Origin of the sequence: Desulfamplus magnetovallimortis (assembly GCF_900170035.1) — a bacterium.
GTDB lineage: Bacteria > Desulfobacterota > Desulfobacteria > Desulfobacterales > Desulfobacteraceae > Desulfamplus > Desulfamplus magnetovallimortis.
On record NZ_LT828543.1, the window covers coordinates 284,114 to 306,679 of the forward strand.

Genomic DNA, 22,566 nt, shown 5'->3' on the forward strand with positions numbered 1-22,566 from the left:
TATTATTTTCAGCGAACAGGCCATTTGATAGTCCAGCAGGCTCCTTTGGCAGATTCCAGATGCCACTCTCCTTCCAGTTGATCCGTCACAAGGGCTTTGACCAGTTTGATGCCAAGGGTATGATCTTGTTTCAAATCAATATCATGGGAAAATCCTGGGCCACTGTCACAAATTTTAACAATAATGCAACTTTTTTTATTAATTGATGCTATGATCTCTATTTCAAGAGGATGCTCATCTGAAACAGCGTATTTCATGGCATTTGTAATAAGTTCCGTGGCAATCAAGCCAAATGGCGCAGCATGATCAAGGCTCAGTACAATATCCTGGGCACTAATTCTTATATTGATTGTTTCTCTGGAATTTATATAAACAGGGCAAAGTTGATTTGAAAGGGTTTCAAGGTATTCTTGCATGTTGATTTGAGACAGTGTTTCGGATTGGTAGAGACTTTCATGAACAATTGCTATGGATTGTATCCGGTTCTGGGAATCCTTAAAAACTGACACCGCATCCTCATCTTTCAATTTTCCGGATTGAAGTCGCAGCAAACTGGAAATTACCTGCATATTGTTTTTGACACGATGATGTATCTCCCTTAACAGAAGTTCCTTCTCCTCAAGAGATGACTTTATTTGCTGGACAGCTCTTTTTTTATCTGTAATATCCTCTGCAATGGCAATGACCATAAGTTTGTTTTCGATTTGAAGCGGTGCAAAAGATATTCGGCAATCAAAACTTGTACCGTTTTTTCTTATCCATCTGGTTTCAAGATTGCTGTTGGAGCCACTTTTAACCATTTCGCTGACAACTTTTTCAGATTCACGTAAAGAATTTTTGTCAGGATATGTGATGTCAGTGGATTTTCCGATCAGCTCCCCATCCTGAAACCCAAGAATTTTATACATTGCAGAGTTACACCATGTAATAATCTTTCCTTCACTCAGCCCTATTCCCAGAGGAGATGCATCAAGAATGGTGCGAAGTGTCTTCTCAGAGCTTGTAAGTGCTGCGGTCTTTGTGGCAACCTGTTCACGAAGATTAAGATTCCAGAACCAGACAAGAGCAGTCAACAGGGCAACAGCGGCGAGAACCGCCACAATATATGGCCACAAAAAGAAAAACCATGGAGTCTGCTCTGCTGAAAATGATACTCCAAGCCACTTATGCTGGATTTGAGAGAGCACTCCTTTTTGGCGCGCAAGTTCAATGCCCTTGTTCATGATACTAAGCAAAGCGCCGCCAGGCTCTTTCAATCCCATGCAGTTATGCCCAACGTAAAGCGGGGTACCCACTTTTTTAATCTGCTGGGTAAGATTGTTTGAGAACACATGATAGAGCACAATCTGTTCATCTCCGATCACAGCGTCTGCATCTCCTGAGATCACATTCTCGGTGGCTTCTGCAAAATTCTTAGTGTAGTTAAAATTACAGTTAATACCATTTAGCTCAAGATACTCTTTGGCATAATCTCCGGCCTGCATTGCAACTACCTTGCCCTTAAGATCTGTAATATCCTTAATATCAGGGCGCTGGGCAGAGACAAAAATCGTAGCCGGCACCTCAAACATGGTCTGGGTAAAATCAAAGGTTTTATCCCTTTTATCACTGAAAAAAAAGCTGGTCAGCACATCTGCCTTTCCGGATAAAACAGCCCTTTGAGCCTCCTGAAAAGAGCTGTCAGTAAACAATGCCTTAAAGCCGAATTCAGTGGCAATCCACCGAATGAGTTCAATGCACATACCAGTGTGGTCACCATCCTCTCCCACAAATTCAAATGGCGGGTAGTGGGTCTGGCTCATAAATACCAAAGTTCCCTTTTTTTTCAGATATGCCCTTTCGGCCTTTGTCAACTCTATGGCATAACCTTTTGGGCTGTTACAAACCAGAAAAAAAAGAGTGAAGACAGTCAGATAAAATATGAGCTGATACCCTGAATCTATAACATAACTTATCTTATTTTTATATTTTTGTACCACTCCTGATCTCCATACAGCCTGCCGGCACATTCAGGACAAATTCCATGGCTGAATGTGGCATCCGAATATTTTTGAATATATGCCTCAAGTATATTCCAGTACCCCTTATCATCTCTTATTTTTTTACAACTTGAACAAATAGGTATCAATCCACTTAATGTCTTTATATTGTCAAGAGCCTCCTGGAGTTGCTTAACCTTTTTTTTCAGCTCAAATCCAAGTTTTTTTCGTTGTGTGATATCTCGGTTATTACCCCTTCTTCCCAGATATTTGCCTTCAGGGGAAACAACAGACTGGCAGAGATGTTCTATCCAGATGACTTCACCATCTTTCCGCACAATTTCAAACTCCAGGGGGTTTTGTTCATCAGTGGAGGATATGTGAGAGTGAAACTCTTCTTTTATCCTCTCCCTCTCATCGCTTTTTAAAATTGTATAGAAAAAATCAGGATTTTCGATAAAATTATCAGGAGAATATCCGGTGAGGCGTTCACAGGAGGGTGAACAGTAAAGATAAATACCTTCGGGACTTATCCATGTCTCCCAGTCATATGTGTAATTGGCAATTGTTTTAAATCGAAGTTCGCTCTCTTTCAGTTTTTTCTCCATACGGGCTTTATAAAGAGAGATCTCAAGTGTATTTTTTAGGTCTTCATATTTAACAGGTTTTTTCAAAAAGGCGTATGGCCCGGCTTTTTTCGCTTTTTCGATTATGGATTTGTCGGAAAAAGCAGTCAAAAAAATGATGGGAATATGTAACTTTTCCGTGATTTCAAGCGCAGCCTCAATGCCGGTCATTTCGCCCTTGAGCTTGATATCCATCAAAATGAAGTCGGGCATTTTTTCCTGTGCTGCTTTAAAGGCATCTTCGGCATACCGGATAGTTTCCGGTTCCGGTGCGTATCCAAGTTGGCTCAACTGCTCCATGAGATCCATCCCGAAAATGATTTCGTCTTCCACAATCAAAATTTTTGCTGGATCCATCTCTCGCCCCCTGTTGCATAAAGGTAGGTTCTCAAAATCGACATCTTATTGCTTTTTCAGAAGTTATTGCAGTTGTCTGAACCAGGATAACCAGGATGGATAGGATGCTCAGGATAGATAATCCTGCCTTATCCTGTTAATCTTGGGAATCCTGATTCAGACAGTGTTGACAAGGCTTACAAGATCATAGGTGTCGACTTTGAGTTGGTTATAATAATGAAAAATATTTCCTCAAAGACGACACACATGGTCCTTTGAGGCTTATCATCACATTTCAAGAGTCGTAAATTTTACAACTATCTTCCATGGCTATTCAAGCTTCTCTTTCCCACTCAATGAGCCAGAGGCTGCCCTCGGTTTCAATCAGTTGCAGATCGCCTTCCAGTTGTCCACGTACCAGTTCCCGTACAAGGCGCAGGCCAAGGGTATTGGATTGCTTCCAGTCTATTTTTCTGGGAAATCCAACTCCGTTATCTGAAATCCGCATACTATAACGATTTTTTTTCATGTTGACTTCAATTGCAAGTTTGCCTTTCATGTCATTGGGGAAAGCATGTTTCAAGCTGTTTGAGATCAACTCCGTTGCGATAAGTCCACAAGTGACAGCCTCTTCCATGGGAAGAACGATTTCCCCTGCATTTATGGTGATTTCAACATTTTCAATATACATTTCCGACAGATGACGGACAAGCTTTTCAAGATAAGCCTGAAAGTCTATTTTTGACAATGTTTCGGACTGATAGAGAATTTCATGGACAAGAGACATGGCATGTACCCTGTTTTCAGTTTCCTGAAAAGCGGCAACTGTCTTTACATCGTCTATATTTCTAAGTTGAAGGTGAATGAGACTGGAGATCACCTGCATATTGTTTTTGACACGATGGTGGATTTCACGAAGAAGAATTTCCTTTTCCTGGAGCGATTTTTTGACCAGTTCCTGCCTGAGTGTCTGATCCTTGATTCTCTCGCTTGCTTCACCTACCTGCATGGCAATACTCTCCATGGAATATTTCGTGAATTCCTGAAACATTGGTGAGGTGTGGGATGCCACGTTCATACCACCTATCACCTTATCTCTGTTTATAATGGGCATCATGGCAAAGGCCTTCATGCCGGAAGCCTTTTTTTTAACTATTTCTTCATCAGACAGATGAAGGTTCGAAAGAAACTGGCCATAGGTAGAGAAGATTGGCCTGCCTTTCATAATTAGCTGAACCTGTTGAGTGTCGGGCGCATAGTAAAGGCATTCATCTACAAACCAGTTCGGCAGATTTTTATATCCGGCAAGCCTGAGCCCGCCTTTATCTGGCAAAATTTCGTAAATACCGGCGCAGTTAACTTCATCAATCTGGATAAGCGCCTCCAGGGCAGCGTCAACCACCTGTTGAAACGTGCTGCTTTTGGCAAGGCGTAATCCCAGATCCCGCTGTACCCTTATCAACCTTTCCGTCTGGTCTTTCATGGTAATGTCACGAAGATATTTAACAGCACCTGTGGGCTTACCGTAATTATCAAACATGGGAAACGCATAGAGTTCCATTACCCCGTCAGGAAGATCAGGACGTTTGAAAGGAACCCGTTGCATTTCAAGAACTCCACTCTTAAAACTTTTCATAACAGGGCATGAAGGACATAAAATTTCTCTGTTCTGGAAAACCTGAAAGCATTTTTTTCCAATCAAAGGCATTTCGTGGGAATATAATTGCTGCATTGTTCTGTTTGCAGATAAAATATTCATTTCTGTATCCAGGACATTAATGCCATCCTGAATGGAATCAAAGACATTTTCCAGAAACTGCTCCTTTCTTTTCAGCTCATCTTCCATCTCTTTTCGCAATGCCATCTCTTTTTCAAGTTTTATCAATGTCTTGACATGGGTTTTTTCCATTTTTTCAAGATCGTTGATATCCTGCATAACCACAACTGCACCTGATGGATATGTGTTGGAAATAGGGGTTATGGAGACACGCATTTTCCGGATTTTCCCATATTTATTCCTGAGCGTCCCTTCATGATGGAGAATAGGGGCTTTTTGCCTTATAGCTCTGTCAACAGGGCAGTTATTTAGACAGGTATTGCCCTCATCTCCAAAAAGCTCATAACATTTTTTATCTGTTGCCTCGGTACTGGAGCAGCCGGTCAGTTTTTCAGCCGAAGTATTGATAAAAATGAGATTTTTTTCCAGATCACGGACATAAACCTGTTCGCTCATGCTGTTTAAGACAATTTCATGGATTTCGGGGGTCATCGACATCTCCTCAAAAATAAATTGGGTACTTACCGTGGAAATGGATACAATTTTTTATATTAGGGGGTGGCTGAATGGCAGCCATGACCGTTCAATAAATGTCACAGCAATGGATTATGCAAGCAGAATCGCCCGAACCGGAGATGCTTCGGCATCCTTGATCTTCAACGGAAGGCATATCAGCGTGTAACTGCCCTGGGGAACATGGGCAAGTGTTATTCCCTCCAGAATCAAGATATTGTTACGAAGCAATAGATGATGCACTGGAAAACCAGTGTTGCCATATGGTTCAATGGTAATGTAGTCAATGCCCACAAGAGGAGTTCTGTTTTCTGCACATATCCGGGCTGCCTCCAGTGTCATGGCTGCATAGGATTCCGTAAATTTGCCAGCGGTGCTTATACCGGTCAGAGAATTTCTTGTTTTAAAGAGAATTGCCTCTTCAGGGGAGAAAGAGACATTCTTCAATACACAAGGGGTTATCAGATCACAGGATGTGGCGTCAACCACCCGGGCAGGCAGAATAAATTGATCCGGTGAAAAAGTGTCAATGGTATCGCCATCTCCCCTGAAATGGGAAGGTGCATCAATGTGGGTTCCGGAATGGGCACTTAAAACAAGTTTTGAAAGATCAAAACCGTGGGGCTCTATGGATGCAGTCTGATGTTTTGAAAAAGGGGTATCGCCTGGATAATCTATGGATGTCTCTCCAAGGGAAACCGAAATATCGTAAACCATGCTGAAATTAATTTTCATTTCATAACTCCCGATTGATGGAGGGTCTTTTCAGGGGTTGGTCGTAACGTTGAACACTGTAGAATTGACGATTGTGGCGAGCATCCGCAATTTACGTTAATGAGCCTGCCATGGCCGTTATAAAAAGTTTCTTCAAAAAAGTGTAAACAATGTATGTAAATATTAAGGATGCCATTCAGGAAACTCTTTTATAGTACTGAGTAGCAGATTGTGTACGATCTCCAATCCCCAGAAGAAGTGATTTCACAGAGATATCTTCATCCAAATCATCCCAATGCAATCTTTATACTAAAAGTCGACATCTATGATCTTGTAAGCCTTGTCAACACTGTCTGAATCAGGATTCCCAAGATTAACAAGATAAGGCAGGATTATCTATCCTGAGCATCCTATCCATCCTGGTTATCCTGGTTCAGACAACTGCAATAACTTCTGAAAAAGCAATAAGATGTCGATTTTGAGTTTATATCTGATTATAACCGGCATATTGTAAAATAATCTAATAGTATAGGAAATTCCATGTTATCTCCTGTAAAAACAGGTGGTTTATAAAAAAAGCGTCCGAAGGACACCAAGATTGTTTAAAAAAATTGCCAAAAACAAAATCAAGCCCTGTTTTCATGATGCCGTATTACGGAACGAACTCCATTGAGCATACTTACATTACCAAAACAAAAATATTTGGTAAAGTAATCCTCCTTTAAACGCAACTTCCTGAAAATCTCTTTTTCAAACAATCCCTGTTTCCAGAGAGCTATGACTCTTTCATAAAGCTCTTCCAAAAACTCCAGCTTTAATCTAACATGCCCTTTGCCATTTTTTTCCCTGGGATTATGGGCGCAAAGGAGGGTATCAAAATCAAGGTTTGCAACTTTTTTGAGAGAATCTATCTGAAATCCAATATCTTCATCTGCTCTGAAAAACCTGATCCTGTCACCCAAATATAGATCACCTGAAAAGATAATTCCCTTTTCAGGCAGAAAAAAAACAGTATGATCCCTTGAGTGTCCTGGCGTATGTATGGGAATCATAGTGCCAAGAGATGTTTCAATTTTTTCTGAAAACGGCAATATATCAAGGGGAGTGGTTTTTCCCCATATATATTTCTGGTAAGGAAGTATGGGATACCCATGCTTCATCTTTATGATGCATTGTTCATGGCCAAACACTTTTGTTCCAAATTTTTTTTGAATTACAGCAGCATTGCCGGAATGATCTTCATGGTGATGGGTCAGAAAAATCTGCCCTATTTTATTTTCACGGGCAATATCAACAACCTCTTTAGCCATGTGGGGCTGGGCAGTATCAATCATTACATTACCAAACAGATAGCAGTAAACAGTCATTAAAGGCGGCCCTGCCACTGACCATCCAAGTTTAAAGCCCTTGATACCACCATTGAATTCATATTTTTTCAAAAGGCGCAATACATTTATCTCCTTTGGAATAGTGGTTTTCATTTTTTAAAAAAACAAGCAAATTTTAATATCATACAAAAAAGCTATTTTTAATAGCCCAAAAAACTGTAAATTGAAAGAGTCTGTCGTGGAAAGCCAGACAGAAGAGATTTTTTTAAATGGATTAAGCTTCTGTATTATGATAATAATCAAATGATTCCTGAAGATTGATTCAGCAAAATGACCTTAACATAAAAAAAACAGATGGTATCGTGGAACAAAATAATTACGATCTCAATAAAGATATTCTGACCATAATAACCCCCTGTGGTCATTTCAGATTTAAGATTTCAGATGCTGACCTGCTGAAAAATGCGGACAGAATCGCCGGGATTTTTACCGGTGAGATGGAAAAAGTAAATAAGAAGCTAAAGAACAGCAGGGAGCATTTAAGTCAGTATGCCAGATTGTTACTGATCACCTTAAATATTTGCGAACAGCAGATAAAGCTTGAAGACAGGCATATTCAACTTGAAGAAGACCTTGAAAAAATCAGCACAGAGCAGTCAAAGCCACAGCCGGCTAATGAACACTTGCTGGCTGACCATGGTGAACTCATAGCTGATTATGAAAAGCTTAAGAAAGAGCATGAACTTCTTCGGGATGAGTATGAAAATATTAAAAGCAGCCATTCAGAGCATATGGAGTTTTACAAAAAGTTCAAAGAAGATCATGGAGAGCTTCAACGTGAATATGCCGATCTTGTAAACAGTCATGCAAGAATTCAGGCTGATCTCGTAAATCTTCAGGAAGAACACACAGGGCTTATGGCTGATCATGCAAAGCTGCATGGTGATTATGCTGACCTTCTGAGCGACCACTCAAGACTTAAGGCAGAAAACACAAATATTCATTCATCAAACCCAATTTCCGTACACTCAGTACAGGGAGAAGATGCAATTTCTGATACTGAAGTCACAACACCCGATACTCCTTCAAAATCTGCAACAGCCGGTGCTGTATCAGAAAAACCAACTCCCGACACTTCTTCTGAAATTATAACCTCCGATACTGCTTCTGAAATTATAACCTCCGATTCTGCTTCTAAAATTATAACCTCCGATTCTGATACAGAAGCCACAATATTTAATCCTGACAACAAATTCTTGTCTGAACAAAATGACAAACCTGCTGAAAAGCCTGATGAAAAAAATGTTCCTCAAATTCCGGAGACCTCAGAAATCGAAAATTATAATGGAGCATCAGAGGTCATCAACCATAATGAAAGCACAGAGTCCCTTAATCAAAAAGAAAAAGACGACACTGAAAACCTGCAAAACAAAGGTAGCATAACAACACCCTGCAATGAATCTTCCCTGACAGATATGGAAAACAATGGGAAGTATAATATTGAAACATGCGATGAAGAAACAACTGTGCTGCCTTCCCCTGATGAACAAGCATCTGTTGTAAATACACACGTTGAAAAAACAGATGCTGAACAAACACATGTTGAACAAACATCTGTTGAACAAACATCTGTTGAACAAATGCCAATTGAACCGCCACCTGTTGAACCACCATCTTTTATCATAAATGTTCCTGACAGCAATAAGCATGTCCCCAAGCCTCCATCTCTTTCAGAACCTGGAGAATATCAGATTCCTTTACTGAGTTTTCTCAGAAATACCAGCAGCAAAACAGAGGTTGATCAGCAAAAAATCAGAAGGGATGCAGAGCTACTTGAAAAAAAACTTGGTTATTTTGGTATCAAAGGGGAAGTTATGGGTGTTTCTCCAGGGCCTGTTATCACAACCTTTGAATACAAACCTGATCCAGGAATTAAAATAAGCAAAATTGTCAATCTTGCGGATGATCTTGCACTTGCACTAAGTGCATTCAGCATTCGTATAGTGGCCCCGATACCCGGAAAGGATGTAATGGGAATAGAAATTCCCAATCTAAAGAAAAGCGTGGTGCCGTTTATTGATATTGTGACAGCGGAGGACTTTGTAAATACAAGCTCCAGAGTCCCGATATGTCTTGGCAAGGATATCATAGGAAACCCTGTTGTTGTGGAACTTGACAAGATGCCGCATCTTCTTATTGCCGGAGCCACAGGTACAGGAAAAAGTGTTGGCCTCAATGCCATGATCACAAGTATCCTCTACAAATCATCACCGGACGAAGTTAAGTTCCTGATGATTGACCCCAAACGCATAGAGCTGTCGTTCTACAATGACATCCCCCATCTACTTACACCTGTTATTACAGACATGAAAAAAGCCAACATTGCCCTGCAGTGGATGGTAAGAGAGATGGACAGAAGATATAACCTACTTGCTCATTTTCAGGTCAGAAACATTGAGCAGTATAATCGAAAAATATCAACAATCGAGCCGCAGTTTGATGACGATGGCGAAGAACTTGAAGCCCTTCCTTTTATTGTTGTTATTATAGACGAGCTTGCAGACCTCATGATGACAGCATCAAGGGATATTGAGCTTTCACTCACCCGACTTGCACAGATGGCAAGGGCTGCCGGTATTCACCTGATTCTGGCAACCCAGAGACCATCTGTGGATGTTCTGACAGGTATCATCAAAGCCAATTTTCCAACCCGTATTTCATTTCAGGTGTCATCCAAAACTGACTCCCGCACCATCATAGACTCCAACGGAGCTGAAACCCTTCTTGGTAACGGGGATATGCTGTTTGTTCCGCCAGGAACCGCAAGGCTTACAAGGGTACATGGCACATACCTGTCTGAGGATGAGCTTTCAAAAATCACGGCATTCATTAAAAAGCAGAGGAAGCCCAATTACATATTTGATGTCATAACAGAACAGGAACCTGATGAAATATCTTCTGATGTCATGGACGACGAATATGATGACAAGTACAATGAAGCCCTGGAGTTTGTTGTCACGACCCGTCAGGCATCCATATCCGGCATCCAGCGGGCATTGAGGGTTGGGTACAACCGAGCAGCAAGAATAATTGATATAATGGAAAGAAAAGGGATTGTCGGCCCTTCGGATGGCATAAAACCACGCAAGGTTCTTGTCAACAGCATGGATTTTGACTCAATGTAACGTACATGGCGGGATTAGAATCACAAGCGCAGACATATAAAAGCAGCAAGCATGGCTCTTGATTTTTTAGCCATGCTCCTGATTCCGGTTCAGTCTATACTCCTGGATCTGATTTATTCCAGAGGAAGGTTATCAATATCGAATCCTTTCTCTTTTAACAAATTGAGATAAAACTCTTTTGCTTTAAGAGCCTTTTGAAGCTCCTGCTCTTTTTCATTAACCTCCTGCTCTTTCTCGGCAATCATAGCTTTCCATGTGTTATATTCCAGTTGGGCATTTATTCTGCTCTGATAAAGCATGTAATTTTTTTGATTTTCTGAAAAATCCTGTAAAGTTTCCATGGCCTGTATCATCTCCTTTGTTTTCATTTTCTCGGGCAGATTATCTATATCCTGATTTTCCGCCTGTTTGAAAAAATATAGCCAGCGCTCCTTTTCATTGTGGATTTCCTGACGATCATCAAACAATGAGAGCTGAAGCAAATGAATATTCAGATGATCTGTCAGGCAGATCTCATTTGCGGTATCATGAATGCCGAAATTCAGATGATAGGTTCCTACATCCTTGAAAAGAGGGCTGTCCAGAAGCCAGATAGATATTACGGGTTTGAGTTTGCTGTAATTTTCTGATTTGCCGATCTGCGAATGATACATTGAGCTCCAGTTATGCATCATCCTTGAAGCCAATGACGGATAAACGGACAACTGGATTTCCACCTGATACTTAAACTCATTTTGACATTTGGCTTTGATATCCACAATGGAGAGCTTGTCTGTCATGAACTCCCTGTCATTGTAGGGATTCATGATCACAACATCGGTAATGGTATCCTCGCCTTCAAGACCTGTCACGGCATTTAAAAAATGAATCAGAAGATTCTTGTTTTTTTCTGATCCAAGCAGTGCTTTGAATACGCAATCGACTATGGGGTTGATTTTATGTTTCATGGGTGGATGGTTACTCCTGTTCAATTAAATGGTCATGTCTTGCAGAGGGAGTAATTAACTGAACTTAACGCCCTTTGGGGACTTTTCCTTAAGCACCTGCTTTTGAAGGACAAAAATAAAAATTCCTATATCGTAAATTTAATCTATCGGGGTTGTAAAATCAAGTTTTTAGGAAACGATTTTTGGGTTCATCAGGCTTGGTGTTAAAAATTGGGTGTAGTGCCCAAAGCTGTTGAAAAAGTAATTGGATTGAGGTTAGAAATTTTAGTTTAGATACTTTTTCCGACACGATTTGTTGTTATAATCCCATACAAAGCCGATCTTTTAACCCAGAAAGCCGCATGTCGGTTTTGTTGTTTTTAAGGGCAATTTCAAGGGCCCGGCGGGAACCCACAATAATTACAAGCTCCCTGCCGCGGGTCATGGCTGTGTAAAGCAGGTTTCTCTGCAAAAGCGGATAGTGCATGGTGGTCATGGCAATAACCACGGCAGAGTATTCAGAACCCTGTGATTTGTGGACAGATACAGCATAGGCAAGGGCAAGTTCGTCAAGCTCCAGAAGATCATAGTCAACAAGACGTCCATCATAATTTACAACCAGCCGGTTTTCAGACTTTATTACATCCTCAACAACACCGATGTCGCCGTTAAACACCTCTTTTTCGTAGTTGTTTTTAAGGTGCATCACCTTGTCACCGATCTTGAAAAAAACTCCACGGCTTTCAAGTCCTCCGGGACGATCATTTAATACCTCCTGAAGTTTCTGGTTGAGGTTTATTGTTCCTGCCTCTCCCTTGTGCATGGGGGTGAGAACCTGGATGTCATCAACATGAGGAAATGCATTTTTAATGCGGCTGCAGCAGAGATCAGATACAATTCTGACAACTTTGTCTGCATCATTTGCCTCAATAAAATAGAACTCAGACAGCCCCTGTTCCTTTGTTCTATTCTCAAGAAGGGGCATCTCCCCCCTTCGAATGGAGTGGGCATTTAAAACAATGGGACTCTCCTCTGCCTGGCGAAAAATTCGAGTCAACGAAAATGTGGTGACAGCACCACAGTTAATAATATCAGAGAGGACATTGCCAGGCCCCACAGAGGGCAACTGAAATATATCACCCACTAAAACAAGGATGGAGTTTACAGGAACGGCACAGACAAGATGGTACATAAGATAGGTGTCCACCATTGAAGCCTCATCCACAACAACAACGTCAGTATCAAGGGGATTATCCTGATTTCTGTTAAAAGCATCTGCATCAGGATCATATAGAAGCATTCTGTGAAGAGTGGATGCCTTGCGGTCAGTGACTTCGGAAAGCCTTCTTGCCGCCCTTCCTGTTGGTGCACTGAGCATCACCTTTTTTTTCAATTTGCGAAATACAGCACAAACTGCCCGGACAAGGGTTGTTTTTCCTGTGCCTGGCCCGCCTGTAATAACAACAACCCTGTGGCCAAGAATCTGGCGAATAATATCAACCTGCTCTTCAGAGAGTTTCAGGGCAAGTCGTGTAAAAACTTCCCTTGTTATTGTCTCTTCATCCAGATTATGTGCAGGAACAGGTACTGAAAGCATGGCCTTTATTTTAAGGGCAATTGTTGTTTCAGCCCTGTGCATTTTTCGTGAATATATAATATCTTGTAAAGTTTCTTTGTTGAGTTGATTTTTTGAGTCAAAAGATACATATACTTCAACAAGGGCTTCCGGCTCAATAATTTTTTTTGCTTCAATCACAATCTCCTTTCCCGCTTTCAAGGCATCGAGAGCTTCCTGTACAGTTTCCTCGTCAGTACCTGTAAGCTGCATACAACGCTGTATAATATCCCTTTTTTCAGCATAAGCATGGCCATCGGATTCATTTTGAATAAGAAGATATAGAATAGAAGCCTTTATTCTTTCAGGGTCATTTCGCTCAACACCATTTTGCAGGGCAATGGTGTCTGCCACATTAAAACCTGCTTCAGGAATATCCCTTGAAAGACGATATGGCTTCTCCTTGAGTATTTTAAGGGCACCTTTGCCATAATAGTTTAATATTGCAGAAGCATGGGTTATGCCTATGCCTTTTTCCTGGAGAAACTGCATCACCTTTCTTACGGCATGGTGTTTGTCCCAGGCGCTGGAGATTGCCATAAGCTTGTTTTTGCCGATGCCTTCAATCTCCATGAGGCGTTCAGGCTCATTTTCAATTATTTCAAGGGTTGCAGCCTTGAAATGCTCAACAATTCGCCTTGCCATGGATTTTCCAATACCTTGAATAATGCCTGAAGCCAGATATTTACGTATCCCTGAGACAGTGTCAGGAAGGGTCACCGCAAATGACTCAACCTTGAACTGCTCGCCATATTTTGCGTGGGAAACCCATTTTCCTGTGAGTTTAAGGTTTTCCCCTTCTGTAACTCCTGCAAGATGGCCAACTATGGTGACAGCCTCCTTGCTTTCCGGAATCTTAAGGCGGGCAATGGTGTAGTGGTTATCTTCATTCCTGAATGTAATTTTCTGGAGGGTACCGTTGATTGTAATCATCTGGATTGAAAATCCTGTCCGGACAGTTTTGATATATCGGGTACCTTTGAGAGGCAGGATGGGTTAGAGCGTTTTGACGCACTGAGTTGGTTAGACACATTGAACTGTTCAGACATAGTGAATTCGTCAGACACACAGGATTGGTAAGACATATTGGACAGGTCAGGCAAATGAGCGATGATCCATTGTGCCGCTTCCATGAGATCTGCTGCCATCATGTCAGGTGGAGTTCCCTTCTTTTCAAGGGCTGTCATGGATTTTTGGCCATTTCCGGTTAGAACCAGAACCGCAGCAGCGCACCCTGCTTTACGGGCGCATTCAATATCCTTTACACTGTCTCCCACCATAACAGAAAAGGATAGATTAATTCCATGCTTTTCAACAGCCTGAAAAATCATGCCGGGCAGGGGTTTTCGGCAAAGACATGCATCATCAGGCGTATGGGGGCAGTAAAAAATATCGTTGATGCGACCTCCTGCCCTGGTAACTCCCTCTTTCATCTTTGCAAAAATTATATCAAGTTCACCTTTGGTAATCATACCCCGCCCAACGGCTGACTGGTTGGTGATAACAAAAACATCGCATCCGGCTTCTGTTAAAAGAGCTATGGCATCGGTACTTCCAGGAATAAAATGAAATTCATTTTCACTCTTGATATAATCAGGAGAGTCAATGTTGATAACACCATCTCTGTCAAGAAATACAGCAAAACCCATTTTTTGTCACTTACTCCGCTACAGTAAAGGCATTTGCTTCACCTGCCCTTAACATCCTTTTTCTGAACTCCTCGGCATCGTTGAGATTGTCAAATTTTCCAACTCTTACCCTGTAAAACAGGTTGGTATCATCCCTGAATTCAGTAATATGTGCGTTGCCGTAGCGGCTGTATTTGGTTCGCTGATTTTCTGCGTTGCTTTTGACAGTAAAAGCCCCCACCTGTACAGTGAAATTCCCTTTCCAGTAGTCAATGGGAGTATAGGCAACTTCATGGGAACCACCTGAAGCAACAGATGCCTTGCCAAGAGCCTCTATTTTCACCCTTGCTGTTCCTGGTTTTGCAACCCCGAGAAGCTGGGCGGCCTTATAGGAAAGATCAATGATACGGCCCCTGACAAAGGGACCGCGGTCATTTATCCTTACATCCAGTCTCTTCCCATTATCAAGATTATGGACCCTTACCCATGTATCCATGGGAAGGGTCTTGTGGGCAGCAGATACTTTGTACATGTCATAAACTTCACCATTTGAGGTTCTTCTGCCATGAAATTTCTTACCATACCAGGAAGCAAGACCTTTTTGTGAAAATCCCCTCGCACTTTTAAGTGGATGATAGCGTTTACCCAGAACCGTATATGGTTTTGAGGTTGCAGGGGCTCTAGAACTGCTTTTTCCGTTATCCGGCTCAGGTGAAGGCGTTGCTGCACAGCTTGCAATCAGAAGAATCATGCCAGCACTGATGATTAATTTAGCTTTCTGTACTGTACTGTAAAGAGTCATCAGAAGTTATACTTTCGGAGATACGGAAGCACTTTTTTCCTCTTCTTCCTGGTTTTTGCAAGGTTCTGAAGGTTCAGATGATTTTCTATTATTACCATTGTTTCCATTATTGCCTGATTTTTCAATTTTCCTGAAATTTTTAAGATCCAGAGCATTTTTCACCACAACATCCATTTTATCGGTAAAGGTGAAAGTCATTGCATCTTTTATATTATCAGGGATGTCCTCCATATCCTTTTCATTCCATTTTGGCAGGATAAGCTCTGTAATGCCGGCTCTGTTTGCTGCAATGACCTTCTCCTTGATGCCACCAACAGGCAGAACTTCTCCCCTCAGGGTGATTTCTCCTGTCATGGCAAGCTTCTTTTTTACCACCTGTCCTGTTACAAGGGATGCAAGGGCAGTCAGCATGGTAACACCTGCTGATGGCCCATCTTTTGGAATGGCTCCTGCCGGAACATGTATATGGATCTCATGGTTCTCAAAAAACTCCGGCTCAATGTTAAATGTGGAGGCATTACCCCTCAGATAACTCATGGCGGTTCTTGCAGACTCTTTCATGACATCCCCAAGCTGGCCTGTAAGGATAAGGCCCTTGGAACCTTTCATTGCTGTGGCTTCAACAAATAGAATATCACCTCCCACAGGCGTCCATGCAAGACCGACAACTACCCCGGGAACAGTTATGTTTGCACCATTCTCCTGCATGTTACGCACAGGCCCAAGGTATGCATGAAGTTCTTTTTTGCCAATGGAGACCATCTCTGCCTCCTCCTCGGCAATTTTGCTTGCAACACCACGGCACACAGTACCGATCTCCCGTTCAAGATTTCTTAGGCCAGACTCCCTTGTATAACCTGAAATAATCTCTTTTACAGCACCCTGGGTAAACCTTATATTACTGGTTTTAAGGCCATTTGCCTCTCTCTGGCGTGGAATAAGATAGCGTGTTGCAATTTTAAGTTTTTCTTCCTCGGTATATCCTGTAAGCTCAAGCACCTCCATTCTGTCACGAAGGGGTGCGGGAATGGTATGGAGTACATTTGCGGTGGTGAGAAAAATTACATCCCTTAAGTCAAATGGAACATCAAGGTAGTGATCGGTGAAAGAGTCATTCTGTTCAGGATCAAGCACCTCAAGAAGTGCAGAGGATGGGTCTCCGTGATATGAAGAGCTTACCTTGTCAATTTCGTCAAGCATAAAAACAGGATTATTGGTGCCAGCCCTTCGTATCTCCTGAATAATCCTTCCGGGCAAAGCACCAACATAGGTGCGTCTGTGTCCCCGGATTTCAGCTTCATCCCTTATACCGCCAAGTGCTATTCTTACAAATTTTCGGCCAAGTGCCCTGGCAATGGAACGTCCAAGAGATGTCTTTCCTGTACCGGGAGGTCCAAAAAAACATAGAATGGGGCCTTTGGAATCTTTTTTAAGCTTTCTTACTGCAAGGTACTCAAGAACTCTTTTTTTAGGTTTTTCAAGACCATAATGATCCTGATCAAGAATCTTTCTGGCCTCTTTAATATCAAGTTTATCTTCTGATTTTTTGTTCCATGGCAGGGATGTCAGCCAGTCAAGGTAGCTTGATGATACCACATATTCAGATGATGACGGGTGCATACGCGAAAGACGCTTTAACTCCCTGTCTGCCTCTTTTGCCGCAGCTTCCGGCAACTCCTCTGACTTGATTTTCTGACGATACTCTTCAATTTCAACACTTTCATCATCAGTCTCCCCAAGCTCTTCTCTTATGGTTTTCAACTGTTGCCGCAGATAGTACTCCCGTTGCCTTTTATCCATATCCTCTTTGACCTGACTCTGGATCTTTGAACCCATTTCAAGGATCTCCAACTGATCATTCACAAGGCGGGTAACTTTCTTCAAACGAGCCTTTACATCCATCATCTCAATGACATTCTGCTTTTCCAGAATCGGTGCATTTATTGTGGACGCCACCATATCAGCAAGGATATCAGGCTCCTGTATGGATTTGACCATTGCTGCGATCTCGGCAGGCAGACCAGGGGAGAGATGTACAATCTTTTCGTACTGATCAACAATGTTTGACATAAGAGCCAGAGTCTCTTTGTCATTTGTAATATTAGTGCTTTCAAGCACCTCAATTCTGGCCTGGAGATATGGTTTACCGTCAATATACTCTTTGACCTCGAAACGGCTTAAACCTTGTATCAGAAGCTGGGCACGATTCTCTTCCATTTTTGCCATTTTCAAGATTACGGCAACTGTCCCCACAGTATAAAGGTCTCCTGAGGAATGCTTGGAGCCAATATCTGAGCGTTTTGACAAAAGAAGACCAAGTATTCTGTTGCCGGCCATGCACTCATCAATCAGTTCAATGGCTTCCTTCTGCATGATCACAAGGGGAAGCACCATTTTGGGAAACAGATTTGTATCAACAATGGGAAGAAGTGGAAGGATCTCCGGTATATGATCGGGACTGACATTTACTGAAGTCTGAATTTCGTTCATGGAAATTTCCTAATATACTTGTTCTTTTTTTGGCATGTTTCATTTCCAGTTTAACACTTTCAAGAGCGATATTCTCTTTATTATGGGATTTTTCCCGAAAAGTGTAGAGTATTTTAAGGGATATATGAAAAATGCCTCTTTTTCTTGAAATATGGAGTTCCAGATAACGACTCCGGCTTTTGAAAATAGTGGTTAAGATAGTTCAATTTTCTGTGGTTTTTGAACCGGAATCTTGGCCATGGTCAACTCAAGAAAACCGTTATTAAAGGATGCTGTTACATGATCCGTATTAATCAGGGATGGCAGATACAAAATTCTTTCAAACGGGCCAAACTGAATCTCTGCAAGCCTGTAGGTAGCAGGAGCATTGGGTGGTGTCCGGCACCTGTTTCCGGAAATCTTAACAGCCTTGTTGGTTACTTCAATTGAGATATCTTCTTTTTCAACACCTGCTATTTCGGCCTGAATAATAATCTCCTCTCTGGTTTCAAAGATATCCATCTGGGGTTTCCAGATCCTTTTAGTAAGGCAGAACATGGGGTTCATGGATTGAAACATGTCGTGGGCATGTTTGGCTCCCTTTGAAGATCGATCAAAATCCTCGCTGAAATGTATTTCAATATATTCCATATAGAAAACTCCTGATGCCGCATTATATAGTACGAGATAGCGAATACAAAGCTATCTCCGTTTACCATGAAAATGCAATTCCTAACTATTCATTTTTCAAACTGAATAATCTTTAACTTGAAAATTCCCCTCATGATTTTCATGGTCCGGGGATGACCGTTGTATTCGGCCATGAAGGTTTATGCCGGAAATTGTTATTGTTTTTTTGACTGGTTTGATGTGAATTTGATTTGCCATTTTTTAAATTTTATAAGTGCATCTATGTTTATTTCTTTAACAGATTTTTCAACTAATTCTTTGTGAAGTTCATTTCTTATCTCATGCAACTCCCATAGCATAATATCTTCGTTTTTATTATAACTATTTTTATATGTTTCCATATTTAGAACCCCCAAATATTTGCAACGAGCCTATTTCAATGTCTGTATAGTTATTGTTTCTATTAATTTCGTGTATTTTTCTTATAGGATTAATGCTGACAATATGTTTAAAATTCCATGATGCCAATGCATCAATATCGTTTATTACAGCGATTGCGATATGGTAAGCATCTTCCGGTTCTGATTTTGGAATTGCCCCCTTATTCATGTATTCAATTGCCAAATTTTTTGAATCTTCAGACAGTTCAAGAATTTTAATATCATGATTGACTACAAGTTCGCTGATATTATTCTTTTTTATTTCATTTTTTATTTTTTCAATCTCTTCAATAGTTATAACAGATATGAAAAGTTCATAAAATATGGAGTCATTTTCAAACCATTTTTGAGTGATTAATTGTCTTAAAGGTTTGGAAGTGTCGTAAAACGCACTTGGAATCGAAGTATCAAGATACAATCTAATTCTATTTTCTTCGTTCATGGTAACTCCTCAATAGTCATAATTTCTCAAATTTGCCATCATCAAAGTTTTAGTTTTTCCTGGTCCGCTTTTAGGCAGTGGCAATGATTGAAAAACAGATGACCATTAACGGTAAGATACCACTGGGTTTATCAGTTGTAAAGTATCAATTCCCGTATTTTTTTTTAATAAACTCCCCGTCTTTTAAGTCTCTTAAAGACTTTCATGCTTCATTATGGCAGATGGTTACTCAAAATCGACATCTTATTACTTTTTCAGAAGTTCTTGCAGTTGTCTGAACCAGGAACCAGGATGGATAGGATGCTCAGGATAGATAATCCTGCCTTATCTTTGTTAATCTTGGGAATCCTGATTCTGACAGTGCTGACAAGGCTTACAAGATCATAGGTATCGACTTTGAGTGGTTATGTCATGGTCGTTTTTATAAGAAAGTCCCCGTATTTCGGCATCTTTCATTTATCGGTTTACACTTTTCTGAACCATGATTTTCATGATTAAGGGATTTTCTTGATTATTCATCATGTTAATCCTTAAATCCTTTAATCATGGTTCAAAATTTTCCGAAAAGTGTAAACTACTTTTGAGCTGATATGAAGGATGCCCGTATTTCAAAGTTTTTTTCAGGGCTTTCATGCTTCGTTGTGGCAAGATGGGTTTGCCATGGCCGTTATATGAAAGTCTCCGTAACAGCCTGTTTTAAAAACGACTTTCATCTCTTCGATTGTGGCGGTCATCAGCCATGTACGTTATAAGCAATTCCCCGAACAAAGAAAATAACAAATCAAAAAGGCATGATTCCGGGCTCTTTAGGGCAAAGAGGGAAACCATGCCTTGATTGGAAAGAAAAAGCTCTCTTCCAGATTATATTTTTATTTTGATATTTCTTTCAAAATCAGACAATTTTAGAAATTCAGTGTCTCCTGAAGATCTTCAATGGAAAAATCCCATTCAGAATTATGTGGCGGAAAGGGGCCGTTGAACATTTCCGGAAGCTGATCATCCAGTTTTGTAAAGCCTGCCCTTCTATTAAATTCTTTTTCATCATTTAAAATAGATTGCCCAAGAGCCACCACATCATCTGGAGTCAACTTCAGTCCATACCTTGCATTGAGCATATCCACAATTGTCTGTACGCCATCCTCGTTATCAAGCACGGCAAAAGCAACAAAGAGACAAAGGCCTGCAGCATCAATGGATGCAGTTGCTATCTGAAGGTTTCTGGAAAGCTCTACATTTCCTTCCTTTTTCAAAGGATCAATATCACCTCCGACCTTGAGAATATTTGCAGTTACCCCATATCCTGCGGTATGATCTGCGCCCATGGGTGACGTGGCATATGTCACGCCAACACCCTTGACAGCCCTTGGGTCATATGCAGGAAGTCCCTGTCTTTTTACAACAGGCACACGATCCACACCCAGTGCATCGCCAACAAACACGGCACCATTGCCCAGAATCTTGCCATTTCCGCTTCCTTTTCCAACCTCTTTAAGAAGAGCAATTGAACCAGGGCCGTCTCCCCATTCAACAAGGCCGCCTTCCATTGCAACTCCAAGTGCTACTCCTGTCTCTATGGTATCCAAACCAAAATCATCGCACAATCTGTCCAGCATGGCAATGTCGTCAATATCTTTTATTGTGGTGTGGGCACCAAAAGCCCAGAGTGTTTCATATTCAAAGCCTGAAGTCAGTTGCTTTCCATTTTTGTCATTATAGACCTGGGAACATTTAATTATACATCCTGGATGACATCCCTCGGATACAATCCCGCCTCTGGCTTCAATATTTTCCACCATCTTTTCTCCGCTTATATCCTGGGCATGATCAAATCGGCCTGATCGGAAATTTTTGGTAGGAAGTGCTCCTGCCTCGTTGATGACATTGACAAGAACCGCTGTGCCAAGCCCCGGCAATCCCTGACCTGTTACAGGATGGGCATTGAGCATCTCCACCCATCTCTTGTTTGCAACCTTAAAAGCTTCTGGATCTGCAAGGGAAAGGCGTTCACATCCCTTGTCATCCACCACAATTGCCTTGATTTTTTTGGAGCCCATGACAGCGCCTAAACCGCCTCTTCCCACAGCTCTTCCAGGAGTTCCCTTGAGGTCAGCCTGCTGGATACTTGCAGCTTTAAGGCGCTGTTCACCTGCCTGTCCAATGCTCATGACACCTGTGTTCTTACCATATTTTGCCCAAAGTTTTTCAATGGTTTCATAGTTGCCAAGTCCCACATATTCATCAGCCGGCAAAATTTCAACCTCATCTTTATTGATAACAATCATGCTGAAATCGTCGTCATCCGGCTTACCCTCCAGCACCACTGCGCTTATTTGAAGCCTTGCAAGTTTCTGGGAAACAAATCCACCGGAATTGCTCTCTTTGATACCACCTGTGAGCGGGGATTTTGCACCAACAGAGAGTCTTCCTGAATTAGCTGCCGGTGAACCGCTCAAAAGCCCCGGCGCAATCACAAGTTTATTGGCTGGCCCAAGTGGATGACATGTAGCTGGTACCTCGTTGAGAACCATCCTTGATGTCAAAGCTCTTCCCCCAAGTCCGGCAAGGCTTTCCGGTGTCTCTTCAAAGGTAAATGTTTTTGTTTCAGTGTTAATTCTCAATATTTTTGCCATTACATTTCTCCCTGATTTAAAAAATCATTTTTATCTTAAATACTTTCCTGCCGAAGTTGTTCCCTTGCGGACATGTATCACCTCCCTTGCCCAACACTGATATTAAAAACAGGCTGTTACGGAGACTTTTATATAACGTACATGGCTGATGACCGCCACAATCGAAGAGTTGAAAGTCTTTATTAAAACAGCTATTTACTGAGACTTTCATATAAACGTACATGGCAGATCCATCTGCCTCAACGAACGTTGAAACGTAGAGGCGGATTCCATATCTCCGTCCCAAATGGGGCATAAATGGATTCTGCCCCTACAGTTTCATAGAAAGTCATTAAAAAAACAATGCAGGGATACATTTAATAAACATAGAGGAAAAAATACAACCAGAAACGACAAGAACATACATTTGAGGCATTATAAAAAAGAAAAAAAATTCTGTAAAGGGTGGGAGTGATTTTTCCCAGCACATTTACATTTCTTGACATCTGCCTTCCAAAGGCTTTAAAATGTTTTAATAAAAGCCATA

At 41.3% G+C, this 22,566-nt stretch carries 15 protein-coding genes; 1 reads left to right on the forward strand and 14 read right to left on the reverse strand.

Going from position 1 to position 22,566, the window contains the following annotated elements:
• Nucleotides 1-8 precede the first annotated feature (8 nt).
• The 5 genes from MTBBW1_RS09775 to MTBBW1_RS09795 all read right to left on the reverse strand — a co-directional run bounded on the left by MTBBW1_RS09775 (nucleotide 9) and on the right by MTBBW1_RS09795 (nucleotide 7,426).
• Nucleotides 9-1,979: a histidine kinase dimerization/phosphoacceptor domain -containing protein gene (locus MTBBW1_RS09775; protein ID WP_186441192.1), complete on the reverse strand. Its 1,971-nt coding sequence runs from the start codon at nucleotides 1,977-1,979 to the stop codon at nucleotides 9-11.
• Entirely contained in the window at nucleotides 1,952-2,962 is a 1,011-nt protein-coding gene (locus tag MTBBW1_RS09780; RefSeq protein ID WP_080802643.1) for a response regulator, read from the reverse strand. The genes MTBBW1_RS09775 and MTBBW1_RS09780 overlap by 28 nt, the downstream gene beginning before the upstream one ends.
• 313 nt (nucleotides 2,963-3,275) lie before the next feature.
• Nucleotides 3,276-5,210, reverse strand: a complete 1,935-nt coding sequence (locus MTBBW1_RS09785; RefSeq protein ID WP_186441193.1) for a histidine kinase dimerization/phosphoacceptor domain -containing protein — start codon at nucleotides 5,208-5,210, stop codon at nucleotides 3,276-3,278.
• Nucleotides 5,211-5,324: 114 nt separating this feature from the next.
• Nucleotides 5,325-5,966, reverse strand: coding sequence for a cyclase family protein (locus tag MTBBW1_RS09790; protein WP_080802648.1), 642 nt, complete (start codon nucleotides 5,964-5,966; stop codon nucleotides 5,325-5,327).
• A 605-nt stretch (nucleotides 5,967-6,571) separates the two neighbouring features.
• Entirely contained in the window at nucleotides 6,572-7,426 is an 855-nt protein-coding gene (locus MTBBW1_RS09795; protein WP_245809324.1) for an MBL fold metallo-hydrolase, read from the reverse strand.
• A gap of 164 nt (nucleotides 7,427-7,590) precedes the next feature.
• On the opposite strand from MTBBW1_RS09795, the gene MTBBW1_RS09800 reads away from it, so the two are divergent.
• Nucleotides 7,591-10,458 (forward strand): DNA translocase FtsK, encoded by a 2,868-nt coding sequence (locus MTBBW1_RS09800; protein WP_245809325.1) that lies wholly within the window; start codon nucleotides 7,591-7,593, stop codon nucleotides 10,456-10,458.
• 113 nt (nucleotides 10,459-10,571) lie between these two features.
• Here MTBBW1_RS09800 and MTBBW1_RS09805 read toward each other — a convergent pair whose 3' ends face one another.
• The 9 genes from MTBBW1_RS09805 to MTBBW1_RS09845 all read right to left on the reverse strand — a co-directional run bounded on the left by MTBBW1_RS09805 (nucleotide 10,572) and on the right by MTBBW1_RS09845 (nucleotide 22,040).
• Nucleotides 10,572-11,405, reverse strand: coding sequence for an Rpn family recombination-promoting nuclease/putative transposase (locus tag MTBBW1_RS09805; protein WP_080802653.1), 834 nt, complete (start codon nucleotides 11,403-11,405; stop codon nucleotides 10,572-10,574).
• A 298-nt stretch (nucleotides 11,406-11,703) separates the two neighbouring features.
• The gene (recD2, locus tag MTBBW1_RS09810; protein ID WP_080802656.1) at nucleotides 11,704-13,932 is read right to left on the reverse strand and encodes an SF1B family DNA helicase RecD2; all 2,229 of its coding nucleotides are present in this window, start codon (nucleotides 13,930-13,932) and stop codon (nucleotides 11,704-11,706) included.
• Entirely contained in the window at nucleotides 13,929-14,648 is a 720-nt protein-coding gene (gene gmhB / locus MTBBW1_RS09815) for a D-glycero-beta-D-manno-heptose 1,7-bisphosphate 7-phosphatase (RefSeq protein ID WP_080802660.1), read from the reverse strand. The genes recD2 and gmhB overlap by 4 nt, the downstream gene beginning before the upstream one ends.
• A gap of 10 nt (nucleotides 14,649-14,658) precedes the next feature.
• Complete coding sequence (locus MTBBW1_RS29965; protein ID WP_087881746.1) at nucleotides 14,659-15,429, reverse strand: septal ring lytic transglycosylase RlpA family protein; 771 nt, start codon at nucleotides 15,427-15,429, stop codon at nucleotides 14,659-14,661.
• 6 nt (nucleotides 15,430-15,435) lie between these two features.
• The gene (gene lon / locus MTBBW1_RS09825) at nucleotides 15,436-17,919 is read right to left on the reverse strand and encodes an endopeptidase La (protein ID WP_080802663.1); all 2,484 of its coding nucleotides are present in this window, start codon (nucleotides 17,917-17,919) and stop codon (nucleotides 15,436-15,438) included.
• A gap of 192 nt (nucleotides 17,920-18,111) precedes the next feature.
• The gene (locus MTBBW1_RS09830; RefSeq protein WP_080802666.1) at nucleotides 18,112-18,549 is read right to left on the reverse strand and encodes an Hsp20/alpha crystallin family protein; all 438 of its coding nucleotides are present in this window, start codon (nucleotides 18,547-18,549) and stop codon (nucleotides 18,112-18,114) included.
• Between the two features lie 194 nt (nucleotides 18,550-18,743).
• Complete coding sequence (locus tag MTBBW1_RS09835) at nucleotides 18,744-18,929, reverse strand: hypothetical protein (protein WP_080802669.1); 186 nt, start codon at nucleotides 18,927-18,929, stop codon at nucleotides 18,744-18,746.
• Nucleotides 18,916-19,410 carry a type II toxin-antitoxin system VapC family toxin gene (locus MTBBW1_RS09840; RefSeq protein ID WP_080802671.1) on the reverse strand — a complete coding sequence of 165 codons (495 nt, stop codon included), beginning with the start codon at nucleotides 19,408-19,410 and terminating at the stop codon, nucleotides 18,916-18,918. The genes MTBBW1_RS09835 and MTBBW1_RS09840 overlap by 14 nt, the downstream gene beginning before the upstream one ends.
• A gap of 902 nt (nucleotides 19,411-20,312) precedes the next feature.
• Nucleotides 20,313-22,040 carry an aldehyde ferredoxin oxidoreductase family protein gene (locus MTBBW1_RS09845; protein WP_080802674.1) on the reverse strand — a complete coding sequence of 576 codons (1,728 nt, stop codon included), beginning with the start codon at nucleotides 22,038-22,040 and terminating at the stop codon, nucleotides 20,313-20,315.
• Between the last annotated feature and the right edge of the window lie 526 nt (nucleotides 22,041-22,566).